This window comes from Beduini sp. (genome assembly GCF_047239305.1).
Lineage (GTDB): Bacteria > Bacillota_I > Bacilli_A > Erysipelotrichales > Coprobacillaceae > Beduini.
Window position 1 is genome coordinate 57,835 of record NZ_JBKTEM010000004.1, and the last position, 18,802, is coordinate 76,636.

General features: G+C 36.0%; 21 protein-coding genes. 3 read left to right on the forward strand and 18 right to left on the reverse strand.

Features of this window, described 5'->3' with window-relative positions:
- Nucleotides 1-2: 2 nt before the first annotated feature.
- The 12 genes from ACLRVU_RS08550 to ACLRVU_RS08605 form a co-directional block, all read right to left on the reverse strand.
- The gene (locus ACLRVU_RS08550; RefSeq protein WP_412891546.1) at nucleotides 3-287 is read right to left on the reverse strand and encodes a hypothetical protein; all 285 of its coding nucleotides are present in this window, start codon (nucleotides 285-287) and stop codon (nucleotides 3-5) included.
- Between the two features lie 3 nt (nucleotides 288-290).
- Entirely contained in the window at nucleotides 291-1,094 is an 804-nt protein-coding gene (locus ACLRVU_RS08555; RefSeq protein WP_412891547.1) for an ABC transporter permease, read from the reverse strand.
- The gene (locus ACLRVU_RS08560) at nucleotides 1,091-2,065 is read right to left on the reverse strand and encodes an ATP-binding cassette domain-containing protein (RefSeq protein WP_412891548.1); all 975 of its coding nucleotides are present in this window, start codon (nucleotides 2,063-2,065) and stop codon (nucleotides 1,091-1,093) included. Before ACLRVU_RS08560 ends, ACLRVU_RS08555 begins: the two co-directional genes overlap by 4 nt.
- A 244-nt stretch (nucleotides 2,066-2,309) precedes the next feature.
- Nucleotides 2,310-3,590, reverse strand: a complete 1,281-nt coding sequence (locus ACLRVU_RS08565) for a galactokinase (RefSeq protein WP_412891549.1) — start codon at nucleotides 3,588-3,590, stop codon at nucleotides 2,310-2,312.
- Nucleotide 3,591: 1 nt separating this feature from the next.
- Nucleotides 3,592-4,614 carry an aldose epimerase family protein gene (locus ACLRVU_RS08570; RefSeq protein ID WP_412891550.1) on the reverse strand — a complete coding sequence of 341 codons (1,023 nt, stop codon included), beginning with the start codon at nucleotides 4,612-4,614 and terminating at the stop codon, nucleotides 3,592-3,594.
- Nucleotides 4,615-4,618: 4 nt separating this feature from the next.
- A complete protein-coding gene (locus ACLRVU_RS08575) occupies nucleotides 4,619-6,106 on the reverse strand; it encodes a UDP-glucose--hexose-1-phosphate uridylyltransferase (RefSeq protein WP_412891551.1) in 1,488 nt (495 codons plus the stop codon).
- Nucleotides 6,103-7,113: a LacI family DNA-binding transcriptional regulator gene (locus ACLRVU_RS08580; RefSeq protein WP_412891552.1), complete on the reverse strand. Its 1,011-nt coding sequence runs from the start codon at nucleotides 7,111-7,113 to the stop codon at nucleotides 6,103-6,105. The genes ACLRVU_RS08575 and ACLRVU_RS08580 overlap by 4 nt, the downstream gene beginning before the upstream one ends.
- Nucleotides 7,114-7,212: 99 nt before the next feature.
- Nucleotides 7,213-7,878, reverse strand: a complete 666-nt coding sequence (locus ACLRVU_RS08585; protein ID WP_412891553.1) for an MBL fold metallo-hydrolase — start codon at nucleotides 7,876-7,878, stop codon at nucleotides 7,213-7,215.
- Nucleotides 7,879-7,966: 88 nt separating this feature from the next.
- Nucleotides 7,967-8,587 (reverse strand): HD domain-containing protein, encoded by a 621-nt coding sequence (locus ACLRVU_RS08590; protein WP_412891554.1) that lies wholly within the window; start codon nucleotides 8,585-8,587, stop codon nucleotides 7,967-7,969.
- Nucleotides 8,580-9,242 carry an HAD family hydrolase gene (locus ACLRVU_RS08595; RefSeq protein WP_412891555.1) on the reverse strand — a complete coding sequence of 221 codons (663 nt, stop codon included), beginning with the start codon at nucleotides 9,240-9,242 and terminating at the stop codon, nucleotides 8,580-8,582. The genes ACLRVU_RS08590 and ACLRVU_RS08595 overlap by 8 nt, the downstream gene beginning before the upstream one ends.
- A 71-nt stretch (nucleotides 9,243-9,313) precedes the next feature.
- Nucleotides 9,314-10,225, reverse strand: a complete 912-nt coding sequence (locus tag ACLRVU_RS08600) for a hypothetical protein (RefSeq protein ID WP_412891556.1) — start codon at nucleotides 10,223-10,225, stop codon at nucleotides 9,314-9,316.
- Between the two features lie 258 nt (nucleotides 10,226-10,483).
- Nucleotides 10,484-11,248, reverse strand: a complete 765-nt coding sequence (locus ACLRVU_RS08605; RefSeq protein WP_412891557.1) for a metallophosphoesterase — start codon at nucleotides 11,246-11,248, stop codon at nucleotides 10,484-10,486.
- A 137-nt stretch (nucleotides 11,249-11,385) separates the two neighbouring features.
- On the opposite strand from ACLRVU_RS08605, the gene ACLRVU_RS08610 reads away from it, so the two are divergent.
- The 3 genes from ACLRVU_RS08610 to ACLRVU_RS08620 all read left to right on the forward strand — a co-directional run bounded on the left by ACLRVU_RS08610 (nucleotide 11,386) and on the right by ACLRVU_RS08620 (nucleotide 13,510).
- Complete coding sequence (locus tag ACLRVU_RS08610; RefSeq protein ID WP_412891558.1) at nucleotides 11,386-12,015, forward strand: PTS sugar transporter subunit IIB; 630 nt, start codon at nucleotides 11,386-11,388, stop codon at nucleotides 12,013-12,015.
- Between the two features lie 95 nt (nucleotides 12,016-12,110).
- Nucleotides 12,111-12,728, forward strand: coding sequence for a PTS sugar transporter subunit IIB (locus ACLRVU_RS08615; protein ID WP_412891559.1), 618 nt, complete (start codon nucleotides 12,111-12,113; stop codon nucleotides 12,726-12,728).
- A 32-nt stretch (nucleotides 12,729-12,760) separates the two neighbouring features.
- Complete coding sequence (locus ACLRVU_RS08620) at nucleotides 12,761-13,510, forward strand: MurR/RpiR family transcriptional regulator (RefSeq protein WP_412891560.1); 750 nt, start codon at nucleotides 12,761-12,763, stop codon at nucleotides 13,508-13,510.
- Between the two features lie 75 nt (nucleotides 13,511-13,585).
- On the opposite strand, the gene ACLRVU_RS08625 is transcribed toward ACLRVU_RS08620, so the two are convergent.
- From ACLRVU_RS08625 to ACLRVU_RS08650, 6 genes are all read right to left on the reverse strand, one after another.
- Nucleotides 13,586-14,911 (reverse strand): GHKL domain-containing protein, encoded by a 1,326-nt coding sequence (locus tag ACLRVU_RS08625; RefSeq protein WP_412891561.1) that lies wholly within the window; start codon nucleotides 14,909-14,911, stop codon nucleotides 13,586-13,588.
- A gap of 1 nt (nucleotide 14,912) precedes the next feature.
- The gene (locus ACLRVU_RS08630; RefSeq protein ID WP_412891562.1) at nucleotides 14,913-15,632 is read right to left on the reverse strand and encodes a LytR/AlgR family response regulator transcription factor; all 720 of its coding nucleotides are present in this window, start codon (nucleotides 15,630-15,632) and stop codon (nucleotides 14,913-14,915) included.
- Between the two features lie 100 nt (nucleotides 15,633-15,732).
- On the reverse strand, nucleotides 15,733-16,425 hold the full coding sequence (locus tag ACLRVU_RS08635) for a YoaK family protein (protein WP_412891563.1): 693 nt from the start codon (nucleotides 16,423-16,425) through the stop codon (nucleotides 15,733-15,735).
- Between the two features lie 50 nt (nucleotides 16,426-16,475).
- Complete coding sequence (locus tag ACLRVU_RS08640; RefSeq protein WP_412891564.1) at nucleotides 16,476-17,030, reverse strand: DJ-1 family glyoxalase III; 555 nt, start codon at nucleotides 17,028-17,030, stop codon at nucleotides 16,476-16,478.
- A gap of 89 nt (nucleotides 17,031-17,119) precedes the next feature.
- Entirely contained in the window at nucleotides 17,120-17,884 is a 765-nt protein-coding gene (locus tag ACLRVU_RS08645; protein ID WP_412891565.1) for a MurR/RpiR family transcriptional regulator, read from the reverse strand.
- 431 nt (nucleotides 17,885-18,315) lie between these two features.
- Nucleotides 18,316-18,729 carry an ASCH domain-containing protein gene (locus tag ACLRVU_RS08650; RefSeq protein WP_412891566.1) on the reverse strand — a complete coding sequence of 138 codons (414 nt, stop codon included), beginning with the start codon at nucleotides 18,727-18,729 and terminating at the stop codon, nucleotides 18,316-18,318.
- Nucleotides 18,730-18,802: the final 73 nt, after the last annotated feature.

An 18,802-nucleotide genomic window follows, 5' to 3' on the forward strand; every position in this document is an offset into this window, starting at 1 on the left:
GACTAAAATACGATCAAATTGACCATTCCCAAAATTGAAGAAAACCCGTCAAAGCCACGGACAAAGCATTCTGCTAATGCAAAGGCAAGCATGACAATCGCAAAGCATAATAAGACTTCTTCAAAAGTAAAAGCATTTACGGTATGAAAACGTGTCATCATAAAATAAATCTCTAAAAAAGCAGAAAAAGATAAAATAAACTGTCCTATAATGGTGAGCAAAAAGGATACTTTGTACTGCATCTGACTATGCAGATGAATTTGAAAATATTTCAAGTATAGTTTCATCTTTTAACCTCCCTGTATAATAACTTTCTTCAGAGATTGATGCATCCACCATTTTCCAAATAAAACTAACACAACAGCCCAGAATATCTGAAGAAATAATCCCTGCACCAATGCTGCCCCTTGAATATTCCCATTATAAACTTGCAAAGGAAAATTAACCATCGATCCAAACGGGCTCCACTCCAAAAGAGTACGCAGATAGGTTGGCAGGAACGCTAAGGGAATAATCGCTCCTGAAAAAAATTCAGTCATCGAGGTTGCTACAATACGGATGCCCATCGGATTCATTGTATGAAAAGTAGCAATATAGATCAGCATGCAGTAAGCTACAACTATAATTACCGCAAGGATCATGGCTCCGATAAAGCAAATAAAACTTAGCCAAGAAGCTGGTAAACTCATTCGATATGGAACTGGCAGTAAAAAGGCAATCAGTAAAATTGGAATAAACCGCAAAGCAGCTTTCGCTAAACGAGTCGCCACATTTTTAGTGAACCACATCGTATAAAGATCCAATGGGCGCACTAATGAATAAGCTACTCCGCCAGAAGTGATCTCTTCAAAAAGATCGTTTTCTAAAAACCAAACCATCAGCAAAGCAATAGTGGATTGCTGTATCCAAATATAGGCTGACAGCTGACTAAAGGTCATCGGAAAAGCATTGGGATCAGCATCATAAAAAGCATGAAACATAAGCAAGGTCATGATTCCCCAGAAAAATTGCGTTACCATCCCTGCATAGGCTGCTCCGCGATACTGCAGCAATAAATTAAAACGGATCCTAAAAAAACTTAAATACTTTTTCATATGTGATACTCCTTATATAAGGAGATAATGATATCGTCAATGAAGGGAGGATCGATCGTGAGATCGTGAATATCGACTTGTGTTGATAAATAATCGATAGCTTCATTGATACTTAACTTTTCTTGATCCAATATGAGTTTAGCAATCTGCTGGTCTTCTTCATTCACCACTAATCCTTCTTTAGGAAGAATCGTTCCGCCATGATGCTCTAATCGGATAAACTTGTAATCCCCGTAACGTTTTTTTAAGGCTTCCAGTGGTCCGTCAAATAAGATACGACCATGCCCAATCAACAATATCCTAGAAGTCAGTGCTTCTATATCCTGCATATCGTGTGTCGTTAAAATAATCGTGGTGTGACGAGTTTCATTGATTTTTTTAATAAAATTTCTGACGGCTACCTTGCTGACTGCATCTAATCCGATGGTCGGTTCATCTAAAAACAAAATCTTAGGATCGTGAAGCAATGCCGCCGCAATTTCACAGCGCATTCGCTGACCTAAGCTTAATGAACGGGTTGGTGTCCTTAAAAGTGTTTCTAATCCAAGCAGCTCACTTAATTCTTTTACGTTGCGCTGATACACCGTTTCATCGATCTCATAAATATCCTTGAGCAATTCAAAGGAATCGACTACCGGAACATCCCACCATAACTGGCTTCGCTGTCCAAAAACAACCCCAATCTGTTTTACATACTTTTTTCGATCCAGCCATGGTACCATGCCATTGATGACACAGCGTCCATGTTCAGGCGTTAAGATTCCGCACATGATCTTGATCGTACTGCTTTTTCCTGCTCCATTAGGACCAATATAGCCCACAATTTCTCCTTCATTGATTTTAAACGAAATATCTTTTAAAGCTTCTACTTCAACCATCTCTTTTTTAAATAAAGATTTAACGGCTTCTTTAAAACCGGCATTTCGCCTGCCTACTTTGTAGGTCTTACTAATGTTTTCCAATTCAATCATTTTTTCACCCCTCTTTTTAAACAAAATAAAAGTACTACCATCGTAGTACTAAAAAATGGCAGAGCAATGTATCCTTTAGTTATCAATCAGCCATGCTTTCATTCTTCTGCCTCCTTACTTAAGGAGTGTAATGATAACACATTTTATACTTTGTTTCAATTCTTTCTTGTTTAAATCATAAAAAATGATCTATTTATTTAAATAGACCATTTTTGTACACTATTTGCGGATACGTAATCAAGACTTAGATGACTTTAATGCCTCCATGCTTTCTGATTTTTAAAATATGGCAAGTCCCTTCACTAAAGAAGTTTTCAATATAGGTCTGATAAGCTTCAACGAGGTGATCAGGAACGAAGGCTTGGATTGTACCGGCAAAACCACCGCCGTGAACACGACATACTCCCGCATCCTGCAAGAAGTTTTCAGTTAATGCCAATCCTAACGGAATACTTTGATTTTGAATATCATGGTTTGAGTAAACATTCTGCAGATATTTAAATGAACTGTTGCCAGAAAGCTGCACTTGCTTTTTAAACGCTTCACAATCATGGGCATTTAAAGCCTCCACTTCTTTTTCAACACGTTTATTTTCTTCAAAGAGATGAATCGCTCTTAATAAAGCGCGGTCATGACAGCTTTCATGTACTTTATTTAAATTAGCATAAAAATCAGCCTCCGAGATGTCACATAAAAACTGCTGACCAAACACTTGTGCTACTTCCTTCATTTCTACCGGAATGGCAGCATAATCATCTGTCAGATCCGCATGGGACCCTTTTGTATCGACAATACACAGACTATGCTTAAATGTCGGAAAATCAACTTCTAAACGTTGAATCTGAGGCTGATCTATATTTTTAAAATCTATGGATATAATCGATCCTACTGAAGATGCCATCTGATCCATCAGTCCACATGGTTTTTTAAAGTAGATATTTTCTGCATATTGCCCTACTTTTGCAATCTCCACAGGATCAATCGTCATCTCATTATAAAGTCCGGATAAAATCGTTCCGACTGCCACTTCAAACGCCGCCGATGAAGAAAGTCCGGCTCCCATTAGCACTTCACTGGTCATATAAGCATCAAATCCACCAATTCGATAGCCTAAAGCTGCAAGTTGGTGACATACTCCTCTTATTAATGCTTCTGAGGTTCCATTTTCATCCTCATTAACAGCTAAGTCATTTAAATCAATCGGCGCAATATCAAAATCATCGGACACAATTTTTATAATCGGTTCTTCCCGTTTAGCGACAATCGCTATGCAATCCAGATTAATAGAAGCTGCCAATACTTTTCCATGCTGATGATCGGTGTGATTACCACCGATTTCACTTCTTCCCGGTGCGCTGTAAATTTCAATTTCTTTTATGCCATATAGATTTTCAAATTGTTCAATCGCATTTATATAGCGTTGTCTTTGCTTGTCTAATTTATTTTCATCAATATAAATATCTAAAAGACACTCATCATACAGATGGTTTTCTATTTCTTTTTTTAAAAATGTAGATTGTTTCATATTATTTTTCCACTTCAAAGCGATATGCCGTAACAGCATCATAGCTTTCGCCCTTTCTTAAAATAACTTTCGGTTCTTTCGCCAAATGAATTTCATCCGGCATGTATTGTGTTTCTAAGCAAATCCCTTCTCTGGCTTTATAGGGATGCCCCTTTTTCCCGATCAATGTCTCATCTAAATAGTTAGCGGTATAAACTTGAACGCAAGGCAGATTGGTGCTGATGCTTAGCTTTCTGCCGCTGCGAGGATGACGCAGACAAATTTGATCCTGTGGCTGACTCAGCATGAATGGGTGATCGTATCCTTTTCCTAAAGCAAGCTGAGAATGAGACTGTTTTAAACCCTCTCCGATTGATTGAAACTCATTAAAATCAAAGGGCGTTCCCTCTACCTTTAAGAACTTGCCGTCAGGAAGTCCATCCTGATCGATGCAGGCAATTTCATCTGCCTTAACCATTAGTTCATGATGATCAATCAATTCTGTTTCATCACTTAAATTAAAGTAAGAATGATTCGTAATATTAATTAGAGTATCTTGATCACTGACAGCATGTGCGCGCATTGTCAGCGTATCCTCAATCAATTCATAAGTAATACTTAGATCAAGATTGCCCGGATAGCCTTCTTCTTTGTCCTTTGATAAATAATGAAAGACAACTCTATCTCCCTCTATTGTATAATCAAAGATTTTTTTATCAAAACCAATCAAACCGCCATGAAGATGATTCGGACCATTATTGATCGCTAAATGATAGTCTTTCCCGTTCAGACTGAATTCACCATGTTTAATACGATTAGCCACTCTTCCTGCAATAGCACCAATAAATTTATCCTGTTTTTGATAAGTTTCAAGATCCGAAAATCCTAAGACAACATCTCCAAAGTGTCCTTTTTTATCAGGCATTAAAACAGAAATGAGATGACAGCCAAAGTTCGTTACCATTACTTTAAGCTGATCATTCTCCATTTTGATCATGACAATTCCCGTTTGCGGATCTTTTTGTATCATATTGATGGTTGTCATTATATTATCCCAAATTAGAAACAAATCTCTTGAATGCTTCTATCCCTTCTTTATTTAATTTAAATACCCCGGCATCTTTTAAAACTTCAACAAAGACTTTCCCAATTTCTTCTTGAATTTTTTCTTTTACGTTCTCTTTAGTATACGTATGCACCTTGGCAATAGCACTTACCCATTCCTGATGTGTCCCTAAGATAGGATCATCCATTGCTCTTTCTTGAAGCAGAGCCTCTTCTACATACTGCATTTCCTTTACCAAACGCGCCGGTAAAATTGCCAGCCCCATGACCTCAATCAGTCCAATATTTTCTTTTTTGATATGATGTACTGCTGGGTGCGGATGAAAGATACCATCCGGATACATATCATTGCAGCGGTTATTTCTGAATACCAGATCCAACTGATAAAAGTCTCCCACTTTTCTAGCAATCGGTGTGATTGTATTATGAGGTACCCCCTCACTAAAAGCAATAATATCGACAGATTCATCACTGTAATACTGCCAAACAGCTAAAATATGTTCACTAAGTTTCAATAATTCTGCTTTATTTTTTGAGGTTAGACGAAGTGTGGATAATGGCCACTCAATTATTTCTGCCTTTACCGCCGGATAAGCTTTAAATGAATATTCTGCCAACACTTTAGCCGTCTCAATTGGAAAATGATGACATCCGCCTTGAAAATGATCATGGGATAAGATAGATCCCCCAACAATCGGTAAATCTGCATTCGATCCTATAAAGTAATGTGGCAGAACATCTAAGAAAGCAAGCAGATGTGAAAAAGTCTGCCCATTGATTTTCATCGGTAGATGCTGTTCATTAAAGACAATACAATGTTCATTGTAGTAAACATAGGGGGAGTACTGCAAATAATAGTGGTCTTCATCAAGTTTCATCGGAATAATTCGATGGGTTTGTCTGGCATTCTTCTTTAAATCTCCGGCAAAACCAACGTTCTCTTTGCATAACAGACATTTTGGATAATCTATAGATTTGATCAGTTTTGCTTTTTCGATTTCTTTTGGATCTTTTTCCGGTTTAGAGAGGTTGATGGAAATCTGAATATCCCCATAGGGACTGTTTGCAACCCACTTCATATTCTTATCCACTCTTGATTTACGAATATAGTTAGATGCAATCGACAATTGGTAATAGGCATCTGTTGCCGCTTTTGGACCTTTTATACTATAAAGTGAGTAAAAACGTTCAATGACTTCACTTGGCCGCGGCATTAAACAATTCATAATACGTGTATCAAATAGATCCCGATGGGTGGTGTCATCTTCAATCAGTCCCCGCTGACATGCCTCATCTAACAGAATCTTCAAAATTGGCGTACATTCTGTTAGATGCTCATTGATTTCTTCTTTTTGAAATTCATTCAGCTTTAATACATCCATTAATAAATTCGCTGCATAATCAAAATCGGTTTCCGCTATCAACTGCTGTTGTAAGGCAAAATTTAATAAGCGATTGATTTCATGGTTCATTTCTGATCCTCCTTTATCTGACAAGTCTCTCGTTTTACTAAATGACAGGGGAGATAAATCTTCATGGGTATCAACGTATTGCATAACAGCTTTGAAGCCACTAGCTGAGCTGCATATTCACCCATTTCCTGAGCGGGAGCATGAATAGTTGTCAGCGGCGGATTAGTATATGCCGAAGCCAAGATATCATCAAAGCCAATCAGACTGACCTGCTTTGGCACTTCGATTTTAGCCTCCTGCAAGGCTCTTAATGCTCCTATTGCAATCGGATCACTGGCAGCAAATAAAGCAGAAGGCAGAGTTCCATCATCAATCATTTTCTTTGTCATTTGATAACCGGATTCACTCGTATATTGTCCCAACATGATATATGGCTGAACCTCCAGATCATGAAGCAAAGCATATTGGCGAAACGCTTTTAAACGAGCATCACTAAATTTTTTATGATCACTGCCAAACTCTTCCCCGCCTAAATATCCGATTTTATGATGATTTAAACTACACAAATAATCCAATCCATCCTGCATGGCTTTATCAAAATCCAGCACAATGGAATTTTCCTGAATTGTTTCTGAAATCAAATCAACAAATAAAATATTCTGACAACAGGTTTTAAAATAAGCGATCTCTTCTTCACTGAACTTTCCAATGCAAATCAGTCCATCTTTTTGACCAATGTCAGGATAATGCTGGTCATTCTTAAAATAGCGGACAATAGGAATTTCCTGCTGCTGACAGTAGCGCTCCACCCCTAAACGAACAGACAGATAATAAGGATCTTCTAATTCCTGTTCCAAGCTATACCACTGTACAATGCCAATCGTAAAAGAAGGTACAAGCTTAATTTGATTTCTTGTCTTTTTCGTGTACTGAAGTTCTTTTGCAATCTTTAGCACCTTTTGTCTTGTTTCCGGTGTTACTGATATGGTGGTATCCTGGTTAAGAATACGGGATACTGTTGCCGAAGAAACCTGAGCCAATACAGCAATATCTTTTATCGTCGCCATAATGATTCCCCTTTCATTTCATCTTTATCTTAAAACCTTTTAGTAAATAAATCAATAGTTTACTAAATATTTACTAAAGAAAAAAGAAGGTTTCCCTTCTTAATAATAGAAATGAACATGCTTTCCTTGATATTCCCGACAAGGCATCTTTGGATGCGGGCTGCTTTCTAGCTCTCCGTCTTTCAAATGCACGGCATCCTCTAAGCAATAATCGATATAATTCGTCGAAATCGGACAGTCATAATGACTAGGCAAAAGAATACTGATCTGATCTTTCATGTTCATTAATTTCTTTAGGCTCTTAATATAAAGCTCAAGATTGCGATGACCGCCAAACATATAAATTGGTCCATCTTTTTGTACCGTATCTCCAACAAGCAGCCACTGATGATGAATTTCTAACAAAGCGATACTGCCATGCGTATGCCCCGGGATCTCTATTATTTTAAACTGATAATCTCCAATATCAATGATATCCCCCTCTTTTAAAAAATAAAAAGGAATTGTCGGGTTAATCTTTGTCTCTTCTGCCTGATGAAAACGGCATACCTTGAATTGATTAAGATTACCCGTATGATCGCCATCACCATGTGTTAAAACCACTTCAATGGGTAAAGACGTTATTTTTCGAATTTCATCAAGAATAGGTGTATCAGAAAAACCGGTATCGATCAACAAAGCATGATCCTTTCCTAAAATTAGGAATTCTCTCACCCGCTGATCATCTAAAATATAAAAGTTACTAGCAAATTGTGTAATCGTCATAAAATCTCCTCCTTTTTATGTTTCTATAAAAATTATAGTGTTCCTATATCATATAAGCAATAAAAACGATGAACGTTATTGCCCATCGTTACTTCTTATTTTGTTTAATGACTGTTTCAAAACGGTCTTTTAAAGCTGCCGGATCCTTTAACAGTGAACGCAGTGCATTGAGTCCTGCTTTGTTTTTCTCTGTCTCTAGGTACAGCTTTAGATAACCGCCCTCTCCATACTTTTCTACTAAATGGTTATAGCAGCGGGTATACTGTTCCTTTTCATCAAGCTGAGGATCATGTGTCAAACCATACTGCCACGTTCGATAGAGGATTGTATCGACATCTAAATCACGGTCAGCTTCGGCAATGATTTTTCCATACAGACTGCGTGGTTCTGTCGTATTGCTGGCACGATGATCTTCAATCGCTTCCTTGATAATTAAAAGCTGTTCTGGTGTAAAATATTCATTCAAGACATGATCGTAATATGCTAAGATAGCAGAACTTAAGTGATGATCCTTTCTGCCAAAAGGCATTCCTAAGTCATGGAACGCCGCAATAACATAAACCATCTCCTGATTCACATTATAATCTTCAGCAATCTCCATACTGTTAGCAATTACTTTTAAAACATGAGCTTCATCATGTCCCTTATCATAATTTCTATACGTTGGGATAATGATTTGCTTTAAATAATCTTTTAGCTTTCTATCCATCTTTCTTCCCCATCTCACTAAAGTCCTGAATGGTTTGGATAACTCCCGGCAACACAATAAACACTTCCTCTTTTTCCTTTGGACAGACCACAATAATGTTTTGGCAGCCTGCTTTGTAAGCATGATGAATGCCCGCTAATGAGTCTTCAAAAATTATGGTTTCTTGAATATCACACTCCAACAGTTTAGCAGCATCTAAAAACATTTTCTCTTTATTTGTATAACTGCCATTATCATAAACAATTTTTAAGGGATCCATCCAGCGATCTAAATGAAAGCTTTCAACAAAGAAATCAATATTCTCTTTTATCGAAGCACTGGCAATCGTAAAGGGAATCCCTTGTTTTTTTAATAAATCAAAATAGTCCTCTACACCTTTTACCAAATGAAACGACTCAGGATCATTCAGACAAGCCTGACGATATAACTCCTCTTTCATTAAAGAATAGTATTTGCTTTCCTTTTCATCTATTTCTCTTTGCATAAAATATTCGATAATCTGATGATTGGGCACACCATTCAGCCGTGTATGCAGTTCTTCTTCACTGATTCCTTTTTGACGAAGATGCAAAGACATCTCATTCCAAGCCTTAATATGTTTATCATTATCAAAAAATAAAGTTCCATTAAAATCAAAAATCACTGCTTTTTTCATAGGCGCCTCCTTGTTCTTATATTATACAAAAGCAAGAAGTGTTTTGCAAAAGAAAAAACCGATTCCTCGGTTTAGTCTAAACGTTTTACTTCGTAGCTGTTTGAAACATAATGATTGATTGAAGAAATATAACGGAAGCTGGCAAATGCCATGAAGACATAGCCGATCACGATATCCTTCACAAAAGCACCCATGATCTCAGGCAGCTCCATGAAGCTAGGAACAGCTTTGATAGCTTCAAATATTGTGACATCAAAGACCTTGTAGATTTCAACTCCGATACTTACATATTCTGCCAAAAATAAAACGATAATACTGATGATAATAGATATCCAAAGTCCTTTTTTAGATAATGATCCAGCGAATTTTTCATATCCTTTAACGGCACAAACCACCATTAAATAAGCTGCGATCGCTACGATATAGCCTAATTGATAGACACCTACCCAAATAGCCCCGCCAATTAAAGCACCGAGAACAGCCCCAACTATCCCCATATCAATATTCTCTTTCTTTGCTGATTTTTCAGTTGTAGCATTAACGATCTTTTCATAGCATTCTGGACAGATGACTTCCACATTTCCCTGAATACTGTAAAAGTCTAAGCCATTTTCATTTTCACAATATTTGCATGTATGAATAAATCCTTCTAATTGACAATAACTCGTTACTTTTTTCAATATTTCAGCTAATGCTTCACTGCTTGTTTTTTTATTATCTTTTAAATTAATTGATACAATGCCTTCATTATAGCTAACGTAGTTCACGTTTGCTACTTCTTTCGCCATTGAACTAAACATATCACGATTTTTTTCATTATCGCTTCCTTCAGGTTCTTTCGCATTCACTGTAATTAAAAAAACTTTACGTACCTTATCATAAACAACGACAACCGGATAGCTTTTAAAAATACCATAAACAGCATTTCGCTGCTTATCCTCTTTAAAGTTGTTTTCAATTACAAATTGTTGTAAATTTTTCATAAATCCTCCCATTAATCAACATAATTTGACATTTCCCTGCCGGTATCAGTATATCATAATTCCTACTTATATGGTATATGCTTTGAAAATAAAATAAACAAAATTTCTTATTTGTCCCTTACAACAAATCCTCCATTTTGCTTATTTTCCAGTTGTTTCCAACTATCGGCTTGTTTATATTAACACATTCCATGTCTTTTGACACAAACGAAGCACCTCTTACTAAAAAAAACACATACCCACAAATATAGGTATGTGTTAATGATCAGTGACATTCTCATTTTTCGAATAAACTTCTGATTTTTTTATAGTCGTAATGGACATATTATTTAAACAAAGACAGTTGATCTGTCCGCCCTCAAAACTTCCTAATCCGCCGTCAATACCAATTTTATCATGGAATATCGGATCTTCCCAAATATCAAAAATCTGTTCCCCATGTAAGAAGCAGGTCGGTGTATGCCCAAAGATGATAGTTTTTCCATCTAATCCCTTGCTCATATAAAAATATTCGCGCATCCATGCGCATTCTTCTTCGGTTTGATCATATAATCCTTTTTCAGGATTGATTCCCGCATGAATCAGCACATATTTCTTTTTATTCATCATGACTTCAATAAAGCTCGGACAATCATTTACAAAACGAATCATATCCGCTAAGAACGTAGCTCTAACCTGTTTATATTCTTCTTCACTGATATTTTTCTTATTCAAATATTGGTGATAGTTATCAATTGTTTTTCGCCCGCCGTTTTCTATCCACATACGAAACTGGTTCGTCGTCGTATCATTATCTTTTAAGAGCGATTCCCGCATCATGATCTCATGATTGCCTTTGATCAGCTGAATATTTTTACGTTTAAATATTTCAAAGTAAATATCCAGACTTTGTGGTCCGCGATCACAGACATCGCCTAATATATACATATCATCTTCATCTCTGAATTGAATCTTTTCCAGTAATTTCATGAACACCTGATAATGTCCATGCAAATCAGAAATGATATAGACCTTTTTTGCCATACTATCACCTCGTTTTTATTGTATCATACTCTTAGAATAAATCTATTGAAATACATGAAAAGATTTTACTAATTAAGAAAATGAGAAATAGCGGCAATAATTGTTGCTATAATGTATAAAAAGGGGTGTGATGATCTATGGATCAATTTTATCAAAATATCTACAGTGATTTGTTTTATTATTGGGTTATCGGTAAAAAAACCGATTTTCACCAGCATCATATCCTGATGAGCAAAGTTGATAATAGTGATTCTGCACGTATCATCCGCTTTGATTTAACAAATGCGACCGCCTATCTTAAAATTTGGAAGGAAGATCTCATCGAAGAAGAAATCATTGATGAAAACGGAGAACATATATTCTATCTGCATTACCACATCAACGATATCCGTCAGTGTCGTTACTTATTTTATGAATTCTATAAAGTGATCTTACATCATAATAATCAAATCAAAATAAAAGTAGCTTTATGCTGTTCGGGCGGGTTGTCGACTTCACTTTTTTCTGTCAAGCTGGCAGAATTAGTAGAACTGGAAAAACTAAATTATGATTTTACTGCCATCAGCATCTATCATTTACGTTATCAGCTGAATGATTTTGATGCTATCCTACTGGCACCTCAGATTGCCTATCTGGAGCCTGCAATCTTAAAAGCAACAAATCGTAAGATTCCTATCTTTTGCATTGAACCGATTGATTTTGCGACCAATAACTATCACCGGGTACTAACCCAGCTGAATCAGTTGCAGCTCAGCAAGTTAAAATAACATTTTCATTTTTTACAAATCGTTTACTTCTTTGGAAAATGTGCTTTATTACAAAAGTTCTCTGTTATGATAAAACTGTAAAGGAGGCGAAGAAAATGGATGAATTTTATAATGAGCTTTATGGAGATCTTATCTTTGAATGGATTAAAACCCTTTGTTTTAAATATCAGTTTCCTCATGCTTCGCAAAAAGAAGAGGAGATGTACAAAAAAGCATCAATCAAAAAAGAAGATTATTGTGGCAGTGTCACTTTATGGCTAAAAGAACACATCATCGAAGAAGAAATCAAAGATAAAGACAATCATACAATCTTCTATCTGCATTATAATATCGTATCTTTAAAGCAGTGCTACAGTTTTATTCACGATTTTTTCAGAGCTTTCATCAATTTTTTGGAGTTATCTCATACACGTGTCTTATTATGCTGCTCCGGCGGACTTTCGACTTCCTTGTTTTCATATAATTTACAAGAAGTAGCTGACAGCTACCACCTCCCTATTACATTTTCAGCAGTCGGTGTTACTGAGCTAAAAGACGTTTTCCATAAATATGATATTATCTTATTAGCTCCCCAGATTGCTTATATGCAATCCACCATTGCTCAATATAAAACAAATGATAAACAAAAAATCATCTGTATTTCACCAAATGATTTTGCAGCTCAGAACTATCATCAATTAGTTTTAGAAATTGTCGATAGGAATTTAACTTAAAAACGTTTATAATAGAAACAGGAGGGGATTTTATGATCACGTTGCTGAGTCGTATTTTAACTTATTTAAATGGTACATTATTCAATGATGATTATTACCGTTTCTGTCTTTTTGTCATTGAAAACTATACTCAGATGGATAGTATGACTTTAGATAAAGTCATTGGAAAAAGTCGTGTAAAAAAAGGCGATATTTTAGCTTTCTGTCGACTTTTGGGCTTTGACAGCTATGAAGCTTTTAACGAATATTTGATGCAGACACACAGTATGCGTATGGATCAAATACGCGCTAGAATGATCGATGTCAACAGTGATACATTTATGGATATGATGGGCGGAGTCTACAGTAAGGAAGAATTAAAAGATAAGATTTCCATGATCTGTAAGATGATTTTTGAAGCCGATCGCATCGTCTTGTTTGGTGCCCAGTATCCAATGGCAATCAGTGTAGAAATGCAGACAGACTTTATTTCATTAGGCAAACCAAGTATCCAGTATCATAGTTTTATCCCTATGCAGCTAACTGAAAAAGATGTTGCAATCGTTGTTTCCGGTACCGGACGCTATATTCAGGATTTTAATCGTGAAAAAGAACATGTTCATCTAGAAAGAGCACAGTCAATTCTGATTACACAAAATAAAATCTATGCTGACAGCTCAATGTCTTTAGCAAAACATACCATTATCATTCCAGGAAAATATGATGGCATTAACTTTAATTATCAATTAATGATGATCTTTGACTTATTGAGAATTCATTACTATCAACAATATTATTTATAAAAAAGCAGCGAATTATAGTTGCAGTGCCCTAAAAAGTTAAATCAACTTTAGAAGGACACTGCAAATCGCTGTTTTTTAATGGTTTAATAATAACTGTATTTTAAAGGTTTGATCGTCATAAGTAATATTGGTAATCCCGTTATACTTACTTACTATCTTTTTAATAGAGGGAATCCCAATTCCGATCTGATGCTCTCGTTTACTGGAAATAATCCCATCTTCTTTTTCAATAATTTCTCCCTCATAGCTATTGCTGACCACAATCATAAACGAATCTGTTCCGGAAATTCCCGCTTTAATATCAACAAACCGCAGCAGTTCCCGCTGGCGTCTGCAAGCTTCAAAAGCATTCTCTAATAAATTCCCCAGCAAAGTAATCAAATCCTGTTCATTAATCGCTATCTGCTGAGGTAATTTAAGAGAAGTCGTCATTCTTATATTATCTTTTTGTGCTTCCTTTAAAAAATGCTGCACCATCGCTTCAACCACAATATTATCACATAAGCAAATCGATTCGTTATGGATCTTATTCAGCATTGAATCCAAATAATGATCGGCTTTTTCACTTTCTCCCATAGAAAGATATTCCCTGACCACTAACACATGATGTCGAATATCATGACGTATACGGCGCATATCGTTAAACTGCGTTTCAATCATTCGATACTGATTTTGCTGCAACTGGTTCTGACGATCCAAGGCATGGTATTTTTCTTCAATCTCCTTTCCTTCAATCGTTCTTTCCAGTGTAATAAATAACCCTGTGTGAGCTAATGTCACCGCTACATACCAAAAAATCGGCACTGTTATATTCGTAATAAAGAGATCACTCAGCTTCATATATTCAATAGACGGCAATAAACAAAAGCGATGAATCAGAAAGAAGCACACCGGTACCAGCCATAAATAATTAGATAATGGCAATTCCTTTGATTTCATAATAAGCGGCTTAATTACACGTTTAACGATTAGAATCATCGGCGGCAGACAGACTATATTAATCAATATATACACAATCAATGAGATCAAAAGAAGAGATTCGTTTTTTATCACTACCGGTAAAATACGATCATACGAACGGTAGAACAGATAAATGGCATCGCTGTAATTGACAATAATCATAAAGGTAAAGATTAAATCATTTAGTCGAAGCTTACATTTTTTCTTAATTAAAGAAATTATCAGCAACTGCCAAATCAGGATCACAACAAAATCAATGCGATCATCTAAAAAATAATAGTGAATGAAAATAGCGATGAGATCATAGACCATGAATTCTCCTACTATCATCCACATCTGCTTTCCTGTAAGGTTCGTTAAATCCTTAAATAAATACCAGATAATAAAGGCTAACGAGAAAAAAACAAGCCAAGGTTTAAGCAGATGATCAATTGGGAACATCTTAAAGGGTTCCTTCTAGTTTAGCAAACTGATAATCTGCATACTGCTGTCGAATCTCCGCACGCTTCGCTCTGGCGATTGGAATTCGTTCCTGATTATCCATTAAGAAATCTGTAGTATCCATTTTACTGACCCTATCCATATTGATGATGCAGTTGCGATAGCAATTCAAAAATGACGGATAGCATAGCAGCATTGGCGCAAACCGGTCAAAGGGCATATAGCTTTTAATCATTCGTTGTGTTGTATGTATCTGGATATAATGATTATTATAATCCGTATAAATAATATCCTTCAATAGAACCTTAATCTGAATTCGTCCTTCTTTTACCTGAATAAACTTGCTTTTCGCATTCAACTGCTTCAGGCATCTTTCCATCACTTCAACTAACAGCTCATATTGATAAGGCTTCAATAAATAGTCAAATGCTTTTACCCGATAACTTTCCACTGCATAATCTTTGCTGGTCGTTGTAAATATCAAAATTTTATCTGTATCCTTTTGCCGAATCATTTTAGCAATCTCTAAGCCATTTATTCCCGTTAAATAGATGTCAATGAATATAATGTCATATTCGACATATTCTGACTGGAGGAAAGATTCCCCATCTTCAAAATGATCAATATCCATTTCCAAATGCTGCAATTGATTATATGTCTGAAGATATTCAACCAACTGCTGCTGTTCCTTTGGTGAATCTTCAATGATCGCTATTTTCATAAGATCATACCCCACTTATCTACAAATTTTGTCATTTATATTATACATGAAAAAACAACAGATTTAAATAAGGAATCCACAACAATAAAAACGACTGCAATCAGTCGTTTTTGGATTCTATAAACATGATTATAAAAACGATAGCTAAGACAAATACACTAATTAAGATCGATTTTTCCATCAGAAACCGAGTCAAATACATTGACATTACAGCCCCAATGATAAACAGTACAATAATCATAAAGTACTGCAAAGCATGTTTTTTAGCGGTTTGATCATGATGAATCACCGCTTTATACAGCTGCTCACTTCCACTTCTTAAATTACCTGTACACATTGTTGAGGCATAGGCATTCCCATTCACCTTACGAAAACTTTCTGCCTGCAGGGAACAGACAAAGGAAATCGCCACATTGACCATTAAATCATATTTCCCGCTAGGAACAAGAGCAACGATGCCCATGATCGCTAGTTCAAACAACACGATGATCTGACGCCAATGGATATTGAGATCACTTTTATACTGATAATGTTCACGAACTCCTTCTGCCAGCAAAACTCCAAGAATAAAGGCAAGAACCGGAATTAGATAAGAAGCGGCTTTAAGATAATCCCCATTGCCGATATTAAGCCCTAAAAAAATAATATTTCCGGTTTGAGCATTGGCAAATACGCGCCCACGGCAAAAATACGTATAAGCATCTAAATATCCTCCCACAAAGGCAAGCAAAGATGCCAAAATGAAAGATTCCGAAACTTGCTGTTTTGTAAGTTGTTCTCGTAAGAATTTCATCCTTTTCCCTCTAGTCCACGTTTTCTTTTTTCTATTGTACTCTTTTATCCTTATTTTTCAATATCCAAATACAGCATTCCTTTCTTTAACGGATCACTGTCTCCTCCTAATAAGTCAACAACAGCATAAGCAAACGGCAAAGTAGTCGCCGGTCCTCGACTGGTAATCAATCGATCATCAATCACGACTGTTTCCTGACAATATTCTGCTTCTGTAAATAAGCTTTCATATTTTTCACCCGGATAAGACGTTATTTTTCTTCCTTCTAAAATTCCGGCTGCATGCAAAACGATCGGTGCAGCGCAAATAGCTCCAATATATTTATGCGCCTTATCAAAATAACGAATAAGCTCAAGTACCCTTTGGTCATCTCTTAAATTCACTGCTCCCGGCATTCCTCCTGGCAAGATTACCATATCATAATTATAAATTTCTTCATCTAAAAGATGGTCGGCTTCCACTTTAATACCATGAGCTCCTGTAACCCATCCCTCTTTAGTGGTACTGATTAACTCTGCTTCAAAACCTGCTCTGCGCAAGATATCAGCGACAAATAAAGACTCCCCTTCTTCATATCCGGTGGCTAATAATAACGCTATTTTCATATTCATCTCTCCTTTCACACTCACAAGTATACTAAGAATACATGGTCCCTTCTATTCATTTCCTAAATTAAGAAATGAAAAAACAAGGATCATTCCTTGTTTAAATAAGCGTATTCCTGAGCAATTAAACTGGCAATACATTGCAATTGATAAGGATGACTTGCCTGATCCTGTAATGAATCAAAATGAATTGTTTCTATAAACTCCTCCTGTGGTTCTTCTCCGCCATAAACAAAATAGAGTTTAGGACATTTCAAGGACTGCGGCAAGCGGCGAAACTCATAATCAAAATAGGCACCTGTATAACTAAAAATAATAATTAAGTCGTCCTGAGTGGCAGATTTAAGATATTCCATCTGTTGTTTATAGGAGATTTTAGTATAAGTCACTTTCCCCAGCATCAATAAATCACTCTGTAAATTGAGTGCTACTGAACCGGCTTTCATCAATCCAAACAAAGCAACCTTATGGTAGCGCTGAATATCCTGACATAATTGTCGAATCTGTTTAGGTTGAATAGATTTTATAACCTGATCTATACTTTCTTTGATCTTTACACTATACTCCTCGATGCGTTTTTCCAGCAAAGGTGATGAGGAATAGAGTTCAAAACGAAGATCCGGCAACGTTAACAGCGTTTTAAGTTCGTTATAATCCTGTAAGCCAATCTCTTTACAAAAACGAGAGATTGAACTGATTGCTACGTGACACTGTTCTGCCAATTCACGAATACCGATCGCTTCCATATCATTTAAATGAGTTAAAATGAATTCTGCGATCAAGCTATTGGTAGATCCATCTTTTTCACTTGCCAGTGTGCTTAAAAAAATGATTGGAAGTTTACTGTAAAGCATGTTTCTCATCTCCTCTTATTTAAATCAAAATGAATTCTTATGAATAGATTTCCCATCTATTTTTGAATTGTTATTTAAAAATCCTGCAGGATCACTCATCTTGCTGCTTTAAACAACTATTTAAGCCTCTTTACGGTTGATTATTATGAATTTCCAGCTTTCAGATTTACCTATTAGTATGGTATATAACCCTCTAATCAGCACCTATCTTAATTTCGTCAAGAAAATATATCCCTAATAGAGAATTGTTGTTCCATAATCATTATTAACCTTATGTTAAATCAATTGCCGAATCTCCATCCATTCTAATTTTCCTTTTTTAATAACTTTCTTACTAGATTGGACTTTCCTATTACGTTCTCCTATGGTGCCTAAGATTTTATCTGCATATTTTTCCTTTTGTTATTAAGAAACTTTATGAAATCATCAATTTATTGGTTAAATATCTCAACAACCTCAAAACGTTCAAAAGTAATAGGTGTTTGTTCTGTAAAAGTATAGCCACGTTTTGCCGCATCTCGTGTCCAATAACGTATATTCCCCGTTCTCCACTCTTCAAAAGTTTCATCTTCACCTTCAAGCTTTACCATATCCCAAGTTAGATTACAAAACTTGACAGTTTCAAGAGCCACTGTTTTTATTACGCAGGCTGGATTGCCACATCCATCGAGTACCAGTGATAAATCTCCAATATTAGGTGTCTTCTCATTTTCTAATATAACCGAAACTGTGGCAGTTTTCTTTCCGGAAAGTACAAGGGCCAATAGCTCGTCTGCCATTTCGGGACTATCACCGAATGCAAAAATTTCAAAATAATCTTGATTTGTGTTCTTCGGATCGTTCATTTCCTATCTATCCTCCTACAGTTTTAATTTATAGGGATATTATAGCGTTATTTAATACCATTAACAACTTTAT